The organism is Bacillus sp. PAMC26543 (assembly GCF_014250375.1).
In the GTDB taxonomy this organism is placed as follows: domain Bacteria; phylum Bacillota; class Bacilli; order Bacillales; family Bacillaceae; genus Bacillus; species Bacillus halotolerans.
This window is the reverse complement of sequence record NZ_CP060193.1, coordinates 3,072,349-3,086,215: the sequence shown is the minus strand read 5'-3', so window position 1 is coordinate 3,086,215 and position 13,867 is coordinate 3,072,349. Positions and strand designations below refer to the sequence as shown.

Here is a 13,867-nt window from a genome sequence, read left to right as displayed (position 1 = left end):
CGTTCAGCAAACTAGAAAATCCAGCGATTTCTTTACCTCTCCATTGATGATCACTGATAATGTATGAATTCCTTTGTAATGTTTTCTTGTAGATAAATCCTTAAAGGTTTGTGTTTTGGTATATGATTTTGTTTCGTTTTTTCGTATATTCGTTTCTGTTATTTTAAATACCTTTCGATAATGCTGGCCTCTGGCTTTTACGTAATCAATGGCGTACTCAATTCTTACTTTCTGATCCCTGTCTGAATGAATGTGAAAAGTAAACTTGAGGGTTTCGCCAATAGAAATACGGCTGGACTCGCACGTTAATTCTTGCAGTTGAATCGAGTCAGCATCGTGATAGCCAAAAAGCGATAAGGCCTGTTTATCGCCTTTTTTTAACAAGGTCCGGTAAGCGTGTTTGATGATCCAGTCTGTATGAGGATGTGTTCCATACCATTGTTCTGCGACTTTTCTCAGCAAGTGAGGATGCGTTTTTGATATATCATTAAGGTTGTTGGCCACACTTTTTCTCACATACAAAGACTCGTCCTGCATCAGCTGCTCGAGGATCGGCAGCACGGGGGAGGGGTCCGATTTCAAAGCGGGTATCGATTTTCCCCATGGGAGGCGGGGCCTGCTTCCTTCACTCGCAAGTCTTCTTACGTGCTCATTTTCATGCTTAGACCATATCAGGAATTGTGCAATCATTTTTTCCTGATTTAAAAGCAAAAAAGGTCTCACAGCAAATTCTGAAGTGGAATATGCCGTAAAGTATTCTAACGCCTTCATTGAATCATCCCAATGCTCTAATCCGTACTGTTCCACATAATCAGGAAAAATAATTCCGCTGAGTCCCTTAAAATGAGGAGCTGCATCCCATAATACCGCAAGCGCTTCACCGTAATGTTTCGGCAGTGTTTCGTATAAAGCAACGGTAATGCGGCGCATGCGTTCTTTTAATGCGAGCCCAGGCCATTCTCCCGTCATTAAGAGTTCCTCGAATTTGTCTTTGTTGAATGCAGGATAGGTTTCCTTTACAGTATCTGTAAATCGAGAGATCAGTTCTTGATTATAAATTTCTTTTAATACAGTCATTGGACCACCGCTTTTTTCATTTAATGTTTATATTGTATACGAATGTACGTTCCTATTCAAGTGGAAGAATCCAATAATTAACATTACACGCTACCTTAGTTACACAGATATTGGTTACTTTTTTTAGTTAAAAAAACCCTTGTCATCTGCAGAGAAAACTGGGATAATAACATTGAAAGCGCCTACACTTACCTATTTCAAATGGATACGGTCGCATATCATGCCGTTATATAGAGGGGATAAGCAACAGAGAGTAAGTGTTCGGAGCGCATCATTGGTCAAATAAGGGGTTCCTGATACATGATTTTTCGTAAGTAAATCGAAATAACGATATTAGGGAGAATGGCTGCTTCGATCGTATCCTATTATGATTGCGTATATAAAGTCTGCTGAGTCAGGCTTTTTTTGCTGTACAGAAAAGGTTGTTCTAAACACAGAGACAGGGTCATATCCTATACACAAGTACAGTCATCAAGGAGGGGGACATCTCTGTGTCTAAACAATTGCTTGCCTTAAACATAGATGGAGCGCTGCTTCGGTCGAACGGGAAAATTCATCAGGCAACGAAAGACGCGATTGAATATGTTAAGAAAAAAGGGATTTACGTCACACTTGTCACCAACCGCCATTTTCGCTCAGCTCAGAAAATAGCAAAATCGCTGAAGCTTGATGCAAAGCTGATAACCCACAGCGGCGCCTATATCGCTGAGAAAATAGACGCGCCCTTTTTTGAAAAAAGAATTTCTGACGATCATACTTTTAATATCGTTCAAGTGCTTGAGAGCTATCAATGCAACATCAGGCTTCTTCACGAGAAATATTCGATTGGAAACAAGAAAAAGGTCAATTCAAATTTGCTTGGGAAAGCGCTGATCCACCCGTCAGATCCCATCTTTTACCCGGTTCAGTTTGTTGAATCGTTAAGCGATCTTCTGATGGGTGAACCGGTGAGTGCGCCCGTCATCGAAGTATATACAGAACACGATATTCAGCAAGACATTACAGAAACGATTACAAAAGCCTTCCCGGCGGTTGACGTGATTCGCGTAAACGATGAGAAGATGAACATTGTTCCAAAGGGAGTTTCGAAGGAAGCGGGCCTTGCACTTGTTGCTTCGGAACTGGGGCTGGGGATGGAGGATGTAGTCGCTATCGGCCATCAGCAAGACGATCTTCCGATGATTGAGCTTGCCGGACTTGGGGTTGCAATGGGGAACGCTGCACCGGAAATAAAGAGAAAAGCAGATTGGGTCACAAGGTCAAATGACGAGCAAGGCGTCGCATATATGATGAAGGAATATTTCCGTATGCAGCAGCGAAAAGGGTTCCTCGATAAGTTCCACATGAAACGCGTATAAAAAAAGCCGCTCGCGCCCAAACAGGTGCGGCGGCTTTTTTGCCGGATTGATTTTAGCTGTTTATTTCTGTACACTAAAGAAAGTTTTGAATCTGATAAATTAGGTGATGAAGTTGCAAATTAAAATAGAAGGCATACACGATGACCGCCTTCATCGGCCACTGCAAAATATCGCAAATTTGTTTTATGAGGAATGCGGTCTTGTCTACGGCGGAGAGGAGCCGGCGGATCTTGTCATCTCTTTAGCCTGCACGCAAACGGATGAGCATGTGACGGTTTCAGGAGAAGTGAAAGGAACCGGAATTAAGGAACACCATACTAAATCTTTTTCTCCTGATATGAATGAAAAAGAAGCTTTCAAACAAGTAAAAAACACAATTTCTTATGTTTACTTAAATCTACTTCAAGCGCATACGGGCATGACGCAAAAGTGGGGAATTCTCACGGGAATCCGCCCGACGAAGCTGCTTCATAAAAAGCTGCAAAGCGGGATGCCGAAGGAACAGGCGCATGCAGAATTGAAAAAAGACTATTTAATTCATGATGAGAAAATCGAATTGATGCAGCAAATTGTCGACAGGCAGCTGGCGGCAGTTCCTGATTTGTATCAAGTAAAGGACGAAGTCAGTATTTATATCGGCATTCCTTTCTGCCCGACCAAATGTGCGTATTGCACATTCCCTGCATACGCCATCCAAGGACAAGCAGGCAGAGTCGGCTCATTTTTATGGGGGCTGCATTACGAAATGCAGAAAATCGGCGAATGGCTCAAGGAGCATGACGTCAAGGTCACAACCATATATTTTGGCGGCGGGACGCCTACAAGCATTACAGCGGAAGAGATGGATCTTCTGTATGAAGAAATGGTCCGCTCCTTCCCGGATGTGAAAAACATTCGGGAAATTACTGTGGAAGCCGGCCGCCCCGACACGATTACTGAAGAAAAACTTGACGTGTTGAACAAATATGATATTGACAGGATCAGCATTAACCCGCAATCCTATGAAAACGAAACGCTCAAAGCAATCGGCCGTCATCATACGGTGGAAGAGACCATTGAAAAATACCATCTGTCACGCCAGCACGGCATGAATAATATCAATATGGATTTAATTATCGGCTTGCCTGGCGAAGGCGTGAAGGAGTTCAGACACAGCCTCTCAGAAACCGAGAAACTGATGCCGGAATCGCTGACTGTTCATACCCTTTCCTTTAAGCGGGCGTCAGAAATGACAAGAAACAAACATAAATACAAAGTTGCCGGGAGAGAAGAGGTTTCTCAAATGATGGATGATGCGGTAGCTTGGACGAAAGAACATGGATACGTGCCTTATTATTTATACCGCCAGAAAAATATTCTTGGAAATCTGGAAAACGTCGGGTACTCGATTCCGGGCCAGGAAAGCATCTACAACATTATGATTATGGAAGAAGTGCAGACGATTATCGGCATCGGCTGCGGTGCGGCAAGTAAATTTATTGATCCGGATACAGGGAAAATCACACACTTTGCCAATCCGAAAGACCCGAAATCATACAATGACCGATTTGAGCACTACACGGACGAAAAGATCAAATATTTAGAGCAGATTTTTGAGAGAACGACAAAGCAGCACTGATCACAGTGCTGCTTTTTTTTATCCCCGCTGTTTTTTCACAGGCTGAACGTCCGGCTTCCATTTAAACACCTTGTTTAGCTGGCGGTAAATCCATTTTGACTCTTTTGTTAATAATGGCCCCAAAATCGCCAGAATGAGGACATATAATGCGGCGAACGGCTTTAATGTGGCTGACAGGCCGCCGGCTATGCCGAGGTTGGCAACGATAATCGAAAACTCACCCCGTGATACGATCGTAAGACCGATATTGGATGAGGCTTTATGAGAAAGCCCTGCGCGGCGTCCAGCCACCATTCCGGCGATAAAGTTTCCGAATATGGTCAGGATCACAGCTCCCAATGCCAGCCAAACCGCTTCACCAAGTGAAAAAGGGTCTATGCTGAGGCCGAAGCTGAAAAAGAACATCGCGCCGAAAAAGTCGCGAAACGGAACGACAAGGTGCTCAATCCGATCGGAATGCTCTGTTTCCGAAAATACCAAACCGAGCAGCAGCGCGCCGATGGCTTCTGCCACATGAATTGTCTCTGAAAATCCGGCGATGAAAAAGAGCGCTGCAAAAATGACGATAATAAACACTTCGTTCGAGCGAATGTCCAACAGCTTATTCAAAAGCGGCGGGAGCTTTCTGGCCGCGATAAAAAACAGCAGCATATAGCCAAATGCGATCAGAATGGACAAAAGCGCACTCCCGACTGATGTCGCGTCTCCAAGCACAAGGCCGGAAACAACAGACAGATACACGGCAAGGAAGATATCCTCAAACATAATAATGCCGAGAATCAGCTCTGTTTCCGGGTTGGCCGTTCTTTTTAAATCGACCAGCACTTTTGCGACGATCGCGCTTGAAGAAATGGTGATGACGCCTGCCAGCACGAGGACTTCCAGAAAAGAAAACCCGGTGATAAAGCCATAAAGCAGTCCGAGGCTGAAGTTAATCAAAATATAAATTGATCCGCCAATTGCGATGGATTTTCCAGACTTGATCAGCTTTCCGACAGAGAATTCAAGTCCGAGATAGAAAAGGAGGAAAAGCACGCCCATCCGCCCGAAAAACTCAATGATTTCACTGCTTTCTATAAACGTGAGGTCAATGATCCCGACTTTAGGGGCATGAGGGCCAAGCAGCATCCCTAAAATAATGAGAAACGGGATAATTGAAAACTTAATTTTATTTGCGATGACACTGGCAATTGCCACAAGCACAAGCGCTGTTCCGACTTCAAAAACAAGATGATCCATCCGCTGATCACACGCCCTCTCTAGAAAGAAAATCATGAGTCAGTTTTTTCAGATGCTTTCTTTCACCTGAGAGGACAAGGGTATCATCTTCTTCAATCACCGAGTCAGCGCCTGGATTTAAAAACTTTTGCTGGTTGTGTTTAATGATGGCGATGACAGTGACATCATAGTTTTGACGGACATCAAGTTCGCCGAGGGTGCGCCCGATTGACTTCGCGCCTTTTTCCACCTTAAACCATTCAATAATGAGGTCGCTAAACGCCATCTCGATGGATTCCAGCGCCTGCGGCTTATAGACCATGCCGCCTAAAATGGCTGCAATTTGCCTTGCTTCAGAATCATCCAATGAAATATTGGAAAGAAGCTCATCCGGATCCCGATCATCAAATCGATAGATTTCTCTTCTTCCGTCATCATGAATGATAATCGTCATTTTTTCGCGGTTTCTTGTTTCAATTTCAAATTTTTTGCCGATTCCCGGCAGATCGTTTTCTTTTATATTCAATGAAAATCCCTCCGAATGTAGTGTTGGCATAAAAGATAGGGTACAAACAAAACGATATACATTCATATTCGGAGGTAATTAGACTGGTATTTGACAGGGACGGCACAAACCCTTTCCAGCCTGTTGATGTGAGGATCATCAAGCGGCTTGACAGATAACGTTCTGATAGACTGCGCCAATGGATTGTACTCTTTCATAAACTCCGCCAGATGCAGACTGCCCGGTGACGGCGTTTTGGCTGATTGTGATTCTTTCGGATATGAGGACATTGGCACATAGCTGTCAGTGCTTGCATCAAACTGGGAGGGCAGGGCCACGTCAGAAGGGGGAAAGCACACCATAAATAAGCTTAATAGAAAGCTGATCAGCAATTTATCCATGTTACCTTCCCCCTTTCTCATTCTATATCCCTTCCATTTCACTATATAAAACTTTATGTTCCCATTCAAATGATATGCATTTTTCAGTATCTATTGACCTTGAAAAATAAAAAAGGTTTCTTTAAGGACGGCGGGGAATGTATATGAGAAAGAAAAAAAGAAAGCGTATACATGGAGGTGTTTCATATGGATTATATTCAATATGAACTGAAGGGGCCTGTGGCAGAAATTGTGCTGAATCGTCCTGATGCTCATCACGCCTTGAATGAGCAAATGCTTTTCGAGCTGAAGGAGGCGTGTGAAAAGGTTTCTGAAAGCGAGGCGCTCATCGTCCTCCTGAGAGGTACCGGAAAAGGTTTTTCGGCAGGCGGCGATATACGGATGATGACCTCTGAGCATGACCCTGATCAATTTAGGCAGCTGATGGATACGATCGAAGCCATTACTTTAACGTTATACGAAATGAAAAAAGTGACAATTGCCGCTGTCCATGGTGCTGCCGCTGGGCTGGGCTTGAGTTTAGCACTTTGTGCTGACATTGTGCTTGCGGAGAAAAATGCCGTCCTTGCAATGAACTTTATCGGCATCGGCCTTGTTCCTGATGGCGGGGGACATTATTTGCTGAAAAAAAGGATTGGGGAAGCGAAAGCGAAAAAGCTGATTTGGAGCGGGAAAAAGCTATCCGCTGAAGAAGCGGCTGGCATGGGTCTCTTGGATGGAACATTTAACGGAGATCCTGCGGAAGGTGCAAGACCTTATGTTGAAACGCTTTTAGCCTCGCCCTTATTGGCAATGATTGAGACGAAAGCCATTTTTCAAAGCCTCCATATTGATGAATTGAAGAAGGTGCTGGCTCTTGAACGAAGTGCCCAGGAGAGAATGAGGAGGACAAAAGATCACCAGGAAGGAATCCGTGCATTTTTAGAGAAACGGGAGCCGAAGTTTCAAGCATAACAGATCAGCCGGGAAGCTGATCATCTCTGAAACAAAATCAGCTTTCCGGCTGCATTCACTAAACGATGGGTATGACGATGAATCTCTTTTTCCTTTAACAGGGCTTCACCCTGCTTTTTTGCCGTATCTTCGTTTTCCGCGTCAAATCGCTCGTTTATCAGTATTTCTCCCGAAGGATCAAAAGCCGTAAGAAAATACTCCGCCATTATATTTCGCCTCCAACTTCATCATTTATCGTTCTTTCTTCATTTATATTCTAAAAAACAAACCAAAATCCTTTATTATGTTTTAACCAAATATAGTATATAATGGGTCAGGGAAGGAGGAGATTCGGTGCTGACGATTGATCACGTAACGAAGACATTTGGAGATTATAAAGCGGTTGACGGTTTGAATTTGGAAATTCCGGAACAGCAAATGTTTGGCCTCTTAGGCGCAAACGGAGCGGGAAAAACGACGACCTTTCGTATGATTCTCGGCTTATTAAGCATTACGGAGGGTACGATCAGCTGGAAAGGCCGTCCCGTCAACTACAGTATGATCAACAAAATCGGATATTTGCCGGAAGAGCGCGGACTTTATCCGAAAATGAAGGTAAAGGACCAGCTTGTCTATCTGGCAAGATTAAAAGGCATGGAGAAACGCGAAGCCGTAAAAGAGCTCGGAACATGGCTTGAACGCTTCAATATAACAGAATACGAGAATAAAAAAGTAGAAGAGCTTTCAAAAGGAAACCAGCAGAAAATCCAGTTTATTTCGTCGGTTTTGCATAAGCCTGAGCTGCTGATTCTCGATGAGCCATTCAGCGGGCTGGACCCTGTCAATGTCGAGCTGTTGAAGGAGGCTGTTATCTCTTTGAAAAACAGCGGTGTCTCGATTTTATTTTCCAGCCATCGGATGGAGCATGTCGAAGAGCTGTGTGAGCACCTTTGTATTTTGCAAAAAGGGAAGCCTGTTGTGCAAGGCAGACTGAAGGAAATTAAACGTTCATTCGGCAAAAAGAATGTGACCATTCATTCCGATGACGATCTGCATTTTTTACAGGGGCATGAAGGAATTACGCAATGGAAAGAAACGGCGGGCGGCGTAAAGCTGCAAATTGCCAATGAAGACATCTCTCAAGAGATCTTCGCCATGCTCCAAGGAAAAGGATTTATTCGAAAGTTTGAGCTTGAAGAGCCGTCACTCCATGATATTTTTATAGAAAAGGTGGGGGCCGTCTATGAATAAATTTTTGATCATGCTTTCTCATACATACAAAAATAAGATTATGGCAAAGTCTTTTATTATTTCTACTGTGATCACAGTTCTGCTTGTATTGGCTGTCACCAATTTAGAATCGATCATTTCTATGTTTCAAGGAGAAGATACAAAAGAGAAAATTGCTGTTATTGATGAAACAAACGAATTATATCCGATTTTCTCAAAGCAACTGAAAGCAGTCGATACAGACAGCGATCTTGATGTGAAGCAGTCTAAGCAATCAGAGGAAAAGGTTATAAAGCAAGTCAAAGAGGAAACGCTTGATGGGATGCTCATTATCAAAAGAGATGAAAAAGGGACGATCTCAGGGACGTACAAAGCGTTAACGATTTCGGATGAAAGCACGTACCAAACACTGCAGCAGGCGTTAACACAAACAAAAACTGCTGTTGGAACAGAGGAGCTCGGCGTTTCGCAGGAAACCATCAGCAGCCTCTATGCGCCTGTCACTGTCGGGCAGGAGGCGCTGAAAGAGGGTGCAAAGTCTGAGGAAGAGCTGGGGCAGGCGATGGGGCTTGTTTACATTATGCTGTTTGTCATATATTTCTCCGTTATTATGTATGCCAGTATGATTGCGATGGAGGTTGCGACTGAAAAATCTTCGCGTGTCATGGAAATCCTCATCTCAAGCATGCCGCCGATCCAGCAAATGTTTGCAAAGCTGTTAGGCATCGGGCTTGTCGGAATAACACAGCTTGCTGTCATTATTTCTGCCGGATATCTATCGCTGAAGCTGAACAAAACGAGCGAAACGGCTTCATCTGTCGGCGGTTTTCTTAATCTGACCGACGTTCCCGTTTCTACCGTGATATATGCTGTTATTTTCTTTTTGCTCGGTTACTTTTTATATGCGACACTGGCCGCGTTTCTTGGCAGCGTCGTCAGCAGAATAGAGGACGTGCAGCAAACGATCACACCGATGACGCTTTTGGTGGTTGCCGGTTTTATGATTGCCATGTTCGGACTAAACGCTCCGGACGCAGGATTTATTACGGTCACATCGTTTATCCCGTTCTTTACGCCGATGATTATGTTCTTGCGCGTCGGCATGCTTGATATTCCGTTTTGGCAGGCGGCTGCCGGCATCGGGATAACATTGCTCACCATTATCATACTTGCCGTCATTGGCGCCAGAATCTATAAAGGCGGCGTCTTGATTTACGGCAACTCAAGCGCGTTTAAAGCAATCAAACAAGCGCTGCGTTTGTCAAAAAGCTGATTGGAAAACAGCCTGGGGATGCTCAGGCTGTTTTTGATTGTATTCGTTTTGACAGAACGTGCATTCGCAAGAAATCGGTGCTAAAATAAGGGTACTTCATCCTGGAAAGGAGCAGAATGTTGACTGATCTAACCTTTATTCATGCGGCAGATCTTCATCTCGACAGCCCGTTTTACGGGATATCGCATCTGCCGGAACCCATTTTTGCCCGGATCAAAGAAAGCACGTTTTCAAGCGTGAGACATATTATAGACGCTGCAATCACAGAGAACGTTGATTTCGTTTTGCTGGCGGGGGATCTGTTTGATGAGGCCAATCGAAGTTTAAAGGCGCAGCTCTTTTTGAAAAAACAGTTCGATAGACTTAGAGAGTACAGGATTTCAGTCTATGTGATTTTTGGGAACCATGATCATCTCGGCGGAGAATGGACGCCGATTGAATGGCCGGAGAATGTTCACATGTTTACATCCCCAGTCCCTGAAGAAAAATCGTTTTATAAGAATGACAGGCGCGCAGCAAGCATTTACGGTTTCAGCTATCAGACCAGAGCCGTGACGGAAAACCAAGCCGCCCGCTACCGGAGATCAACTGACGCGCCCTTTCATATCGGGATGCTCCACGGCACGTTATCAGGATCTGAAGGACACGATCCATATTGCCCGTTTACTCAGGATGATCTTGTGAAAAGCGGGATGGATTATTGGGCGCTTGGCCATATTCACAAACGCCAGGTTGTTTCTGCCGGGAATCCGGCCGTGATATATCCGGGAAATCCTCAAGCGCGCCATATGAAGGAAACAGGAGATAAAGGCTTTTATCTTGTCCGTGTGGAGCGCGGAAATATTTCCTATGAATTTAAGAAAGCGCATGACGTCCTGTGGGAGAAAGCAGAAGTTGATGTGTCAGCGATAGAGAATATGACCGCGCTCTTTCAAATTGTCGAGGATACGTTTTCAAAGCTGCGGAAAAAAGGGACTCCTGCTTGTGTGAAGCTCGTATTACAGGGGATCGCGCCAGAATGGTTATCGGATGCGCCGAGAGGTTCACTGGACGAGCTCCTTGAAGCCTTTCAGGAGCAAGAGGTAGACGAGGAGAATTTTATATGGCCGCTCTCATTAGAAGATGAGACGGAAAATGAAGCAGAGCTTAAGAGCCTTGATCCTTTTTTCGGCGGTTTATTGGAAGACATTGAACAGACTGATCTTGCAGGCGTGCTGGAAGGACTTGAACGGCATCCTGTATATAGGAGACACGCAGACCGGTTTAGTCAAAAGGAGATAAAGGAAATAAAAGAGCAGGCACAGGTTTTATTGAAAAGACAGCTTAAGGTGCTTGAGTCATGAGGCGGTGAAAGCAATGCGAATCATATCAATACATATCTACCAATACGGAAAATTTTCAAATCGAACCTTTCACTTTTCCGCCTCGCCTGTCCAATTAATCTACGGATTAAATGAGGCAGGAAAAACGACGATGATGTCATTTATCGAAAGCATGCTGTTTGGTTTTCCGAAATCGAAAAAATATGAACCGAAATCAGGCGGTGTGTATGGCGGTGTTCTTGAGGCTGAACACCCTGAATACGGCGTGATGAAGATTGAACGGACGAAAGGAACCGCTGAGAAGGTAAGGGTGTACACAGAAACCGGAGAGGTAAAGCAGGAAGATTTTCTGAAGCAGCTGTTCCAGGGTACGGACAGGGCGCTGTACAAAGCCATTTATTCGTTTGACGTATTCGGATTGCAGGAAATTCACGCCTTTAATCGGGACAAGATTGGAGAATTCCTGCTGTTTTCCAGCCTGTTTGGCGCTGAAGCTGTATCAAAGCTTGATTCAAGACTGATGAAGGAAAGCGAAAGGCTCTTTAAACCAAACGGCCGAAACCCTCATTTGAATCAGGAGCTGGAAACGCTGAAGCAGCTGGCAGCAAAGCTGAAGCAGGCTGAAGCGGAGGAGGCGGGCTATCATCAGCTACTTGAGGAGAAAAGAACGCTCGAATCCCGTCTTGCTGCTGCTGAAACAGAGCTGAATGAGACTGCGGAACATATTCGAAACATCGACAGGGCCATTGAACTGAAGCCGGTGCTAACCGAAAAAACTGCGCTGGAACAGGCGATTGAACAATATCCGGAGCATGCGGGGCAATTCCCTGCTGACGGGATACATCGTTTAGAAAAGTATGAATCCCATCTTCATCCGAAATCCGCACAGCTGGAGGCGCTTCGGGTAAAGCTTGCAGAGTTGGACAAACAGCTGCAAAAGCTTAACCCGAATGAGGATATATTGGCGAATGAAGCGCTTATCCTAGAGCTATCATCAGCGTATCATATGTACCAATCCTACGGGGAACAGCTTGCCGCCATCCAGGCTCAGCTGCGTCAGTCCTCTTCACAGGCAGCGGCTGGGCTGGAGCAGCTGAATAAAACAGATGAAAATGAACTGCTGAATATGAACACGTCTTATGACTATGAATGGCAGCTCCAGCAGGCGGTGCGGCATTACGTACAGGCAAGAGACAGAAAAAGACAGCTTGATGAAGCGTTTGAAGCGGCGCGGCGCGAGCTGGAAGACGCTGAAAGGGCAATTCGTGACGTATCTACCGCCATACTTGAAAACAGCCAAAGAAAAGAAAAAGAAGCCGCTCTTAAAGCATATGATGAAGCACAGGGACAGCATCAAGAGCAGATGAAACTGAGGGAACAGCTGAAGTTCTTCGAAAGGCAGCAGGCGAAACAAAAGAAGATCGTGATTGCAGCAGGCATTCTCTTCATGGTTCTCTTTCTGCTGCTGGGGCAATGGATTCCAGCCATATGCGTCGGCGCTGCATTCATGCTGTATGCCTTTACAACTGGCAGAAAGCCGCTGTCTTCTGAAGAAGTAAGGGAGAGGAAAGAGCCAGAGACGGATATTTCTCCGCGAGAAGCCGAAGCGATTAGAGAAGCGCTATGGGAGGATGACCGCAATAAACAGCACCTCACATCGTTGCAGGCAGAGCTCCAGCAGAAAGAGGCAGCTTACGAAAGGATCATCCAGCAATTCGAACAGTGGGAGGCCGATATGGCTCCCTCCTTCAGCCAAGCTGAGCAATTCATGAATGAACTCGGATTTAAGGAAGACCCTTCCTTCTTACTGGATGCTTACAATGTAATGAAGGATGTAAAAAAAGAAGTGAAGAAAAAACATGAGCTGACGATCGAAGCCGGGAGATTACAAAAGCATCGGCGAACATTTGAGGAACGCGTCAGAATGCTGCATTCTGACAAAAACGATTCTCAAACCCCCGTGGCTGATGTCCTTCACGCACTGCGGAAAAATGCGGAACGCGAAAAAGAGATCGAGAAGCAAAAAAGAGAAATTGAAACAGATATCCAATTTCACGAAGAGCAGGTGCTGGAGCTGGAGCAAGAGATACGGTATTTCCAAGCGCAGATCGAACAATTATTCACTGAGGCGGGTGCAAAAAACAGAAATGAGTTTTTCGCCATAGCCGACATCAGCAAGAAATTGAAGGATACTGAAATAAGGCTGTATAACGTTAATGCACAGCTTCAAGGTGTCAGCTCAGCAGAACTTCATCTGGCGGACTCCGGCACTCTTTCTGAATTGGAACAAAAACGACTGCAGGAACATGAAAAAAAAGAACGGCTCGATGAGGAGCTGAAACAGCTGCGCGCTCAAATCGCATTGCTTTTGGTCAAACAGGAACAGTTAGAGGCTTCGGGATTGGTCTCAGATCTCAAATTGCAAACCGAAATGCAAAAAGAGCGTGTGAAAGAAGCTGCAAAAAAATGGGCATCGATTCAAATGGTCAGACATGTGATCAGAAACAAAATGGAGCGGCATAAAAAAGTCGGATTGCCGCGTCTTTTGGAGACAGCTGAAGAATTCTTCCGCCCGCTGACTGACGGCAGCTATCAATCGATTTATTTTTCCGAAACAGATGATTCCATCATGGTTATGAACAGCGCTGGAACGGTATTTCAGGCGGAAGAGCTGTCTCAGGGCACGTGTGAACAGCTGTATACAGCAATTCGTTTCGCTCTGGCCGTTACTCGTCAGGATGGGGCAATGCTGCCATTCCAGCTCGACGACAGCTTTGTACATTTCGATCAGAAACGTCTGAACCGCGTGCTGGAAATGCTTGCTGTTTTATCAGGAGGAGAACGGCAGATTTTCTATTTTACATGCCATGAACATGTAAAAAATGCGTTTCAAAGTGATCAAATCATCCATTTAGTATCATAAATGAGGTTA

12 protein-coding genes are annotated in these 13,867 nt (G+C 44.9%); 7 read left to right on the top strand and 5 right to left on the bottom strand.

Annotated elements, in window-relative coordinates; translation table 11 throughout:
- Positions 1-3: 3 nt before the first annotated feature.
- Positions 4-1,077, bottom strand: coding sequence for a DNA alkylation repair protein (locus tag H7F27_RS15595; RefSeq protein ID WP_185848131.1), 1,074 nt, complete (start codon positions 1,075-1,077; stop codon positions 4-6).
- A gap of 491 nt (positions 1,078-1,568) precedes the next feature.
- On the opposite strand from H7F27_RS15595, the gene H7F27_RS15590 reads away from it, so the two are divergent.
- A complete protein-coding gene (locus H7F27_RS15590) occupies positions 1,569-2,435 on the top strand; it encodes a Cof-type HAD-IIB family hydrolase (protein WP_103672382.1) in 867 nt (288 codons plus the stop codon).
- A gap of 112 nt (positions 2,436-2,547) precedes the next feature.
- On the top strand, positions 2,548-4,053 hold the full coding sequence (locus tag H7F27_RS15585) for a coproporphyrinogen III oxidase (protein WP_024120764.1): 1,506 nt from the start codon (positions 2,548-2,550) through the stop codon (positions 4,051-4,053).
- A gap of 18 nt (positions 4,054-4,071) precedes the next feature.
- Here the strand turns inward: H7F27_RS15585 and khtU are convergent, their stop codons facing one another.
- The 3 genes from khtU to H7F27_RS15570 form a co-directional block, all read right to left on the bottom strand.
- Complete coding sequence (gene khtU, locus H7F27_RS15580; protein ID WP_010333580.1) at positions 4,072-5,292, bottom strand: K(+)/H(+) antiporter subunit KhtU; 1,221 nt, start codon at positions 5,290-5,292, stop codon at positions 4,072-4,074.
- 7 nt (positions 5,293-5,299) lie between these two features.
- Complete coding sequence (khtT, locus tag H7F27_RS15575) at positions 5,300-5,797, bottom strand: K(+)/H(+) antiporter subunit KhtT (RefSeq protein ID WP_010333581.1); 498 nt, start codon at positions 5,795-5,797, stop codon at positions 5,300-5,302.
- Between the two features lie 62 nt (positions 5,798-5,859).
- On the bottom strand, positions 5,860-6,198 hold the full coding sequence (locus H7F27_RS15570) for a hypothetical protein (RefSeq protein ID WP_081638265.1): 339 nt from the start codon (positions 6,196-6,198) through the stop codon (positions 5,860-5,862).
- Between the two features lie 165 nt (positions 6,199-6,363).
- Between H7F27_RS15570 and H7F27_RS15565 the strand changes: the two genes are divergently transcribed.
- Positions 6,364-7,131 carry an enoyl-CoA hydratase gene (locus H7F27_RS15565; protein ID WP_024120767.1) on the top strand — a complete coding sequence of 256 codons (768 nt, stop codon included), beginning with the start codon at positions 6,364-6,366 and terminating at the stop codon, positions 7,129-7,131.
- 20 nt (positions 7,132-7,151) lie between these two features.
- Here the strand turns inward: H7F27_RS15565 and H7F27_RS15560 are convergent, their stop codons facing one another.
- A complete protein-coding gene (locus H7F27_RS15560; RefSeq protein WP_095713718.1) occupies positions 7,152-7,337 on the bottom strand; it encodes a YhzD family protein in 186 nt (61 codons plus the stop codon).
- 127 nt (positions 7,338-7,464) lie between these two features.
- Here H7F27_RS15560 and H7F27_RS15555 point away from each other — a divergent pair, with 127 nt between their 5' ends.
- The 4 genes from H7F27_RS15555 (at position 7,465) to H7F27_RS15540 (ending at position 13,858) form a co-directional block, all read left to right on the top strand.
- Positions 7,465-8,361, top strand: a complete 897-nt coding sequence (locus tag H7F27_RS15555; protein ID WP_101860882.1) for an ABC transporter ATP-binding protein — start codon at positions 7,465-7,467, stop codon at positions 8,359-8,361.
- Complete coding sequence (locus H7F27_RS15550; RefSeq protein WP_024120770.1) at positions 8,354-9,613, top strand: ABC transporter permease; 1,260 nt, start codon at positions 8,354-8,356, stop codon at positions 9,611-9,613. Before H7F27_RS15555 ends, H7F27_RS15550 begins: the two co-directional genes overlap by 8 nt.
- A gap of 116 nt (positions 9,614-9,729) precedes the next feature.
- Positions 9,730-10,956, top strand: coding sequence for a metallophosphoesterase family protein (locus tag H7F27_RS15545; RefSeq protein ID WP_185848130.1), 1,227 nt, complete (start codon positions 9,730-9,732; stop codon positions 10,954-10,956).
- A gap of 4 nt (positions 10,957-10,960) precedes the next feature.
- A complete protein-coding gene (locus H7F27_RS15540; RefSeq protein WP_081638269.1) occupies positions 10,961-13,858 on the top strand; it encodes an ATP-binding protein in 2,898 nt (965 codons plus the stop codon).
- The last annotated feature ends 9 nt before the right edge of the window (positions 13,859-13,867 follow it).

Bases quoted from the DNA above. Each gene is read 5' to 3' on its own strand.
- H7F27_RS15550 (WP_024120770.1), top strand. From the start codon at position 8,354: ATGAATAAATTTTTGATCATGCTTTCTCATACATACAAAAATAAGATT.
- khtU (WP_010333580.1), bottom strand. From the start codon at position 5,292: ATGGATCATCTTGTTTTTGAAGTCGGAACAGCGCTTGTGCTTGTGGCA.
- H7F27_RS15545 (WP_185848130.1), top strand. From the start codon at position 9,730: ATGTTGACTGATCTAACCTTTATTCATGCGGCAGATCTTCATCTCGAC.
- H7F27_RS15570 (WP_081638265.1), bottom strand. From the start codon at position 6,198: ATGAGAAAGGGGGAAGGTAACATGGATAAATTGCTGATCAGCTTTCTA.
- H7F27_RS15565 (WP_024120767.1), top strand. From the start codon at position 6,364: ATGGATTATATTCAATATGAACTGAAGGGGCCTGTGGCAGAAATTGTG.
- H7F27_RS15560 (WP_095713718.1), bottom strand. From the start codon at position 7,337: ATGGCGGAGTATTTTCTTACGGCTTTTGATCCTTCGGGAGAAATACTG.
- H7F27_RS15595 (WP_185848131.1), bottom strand. From the start codon at position 1,077: ATGACTGTATTAAAAGAAATTTATAATCAAGAACTGATCTCTCGATTT.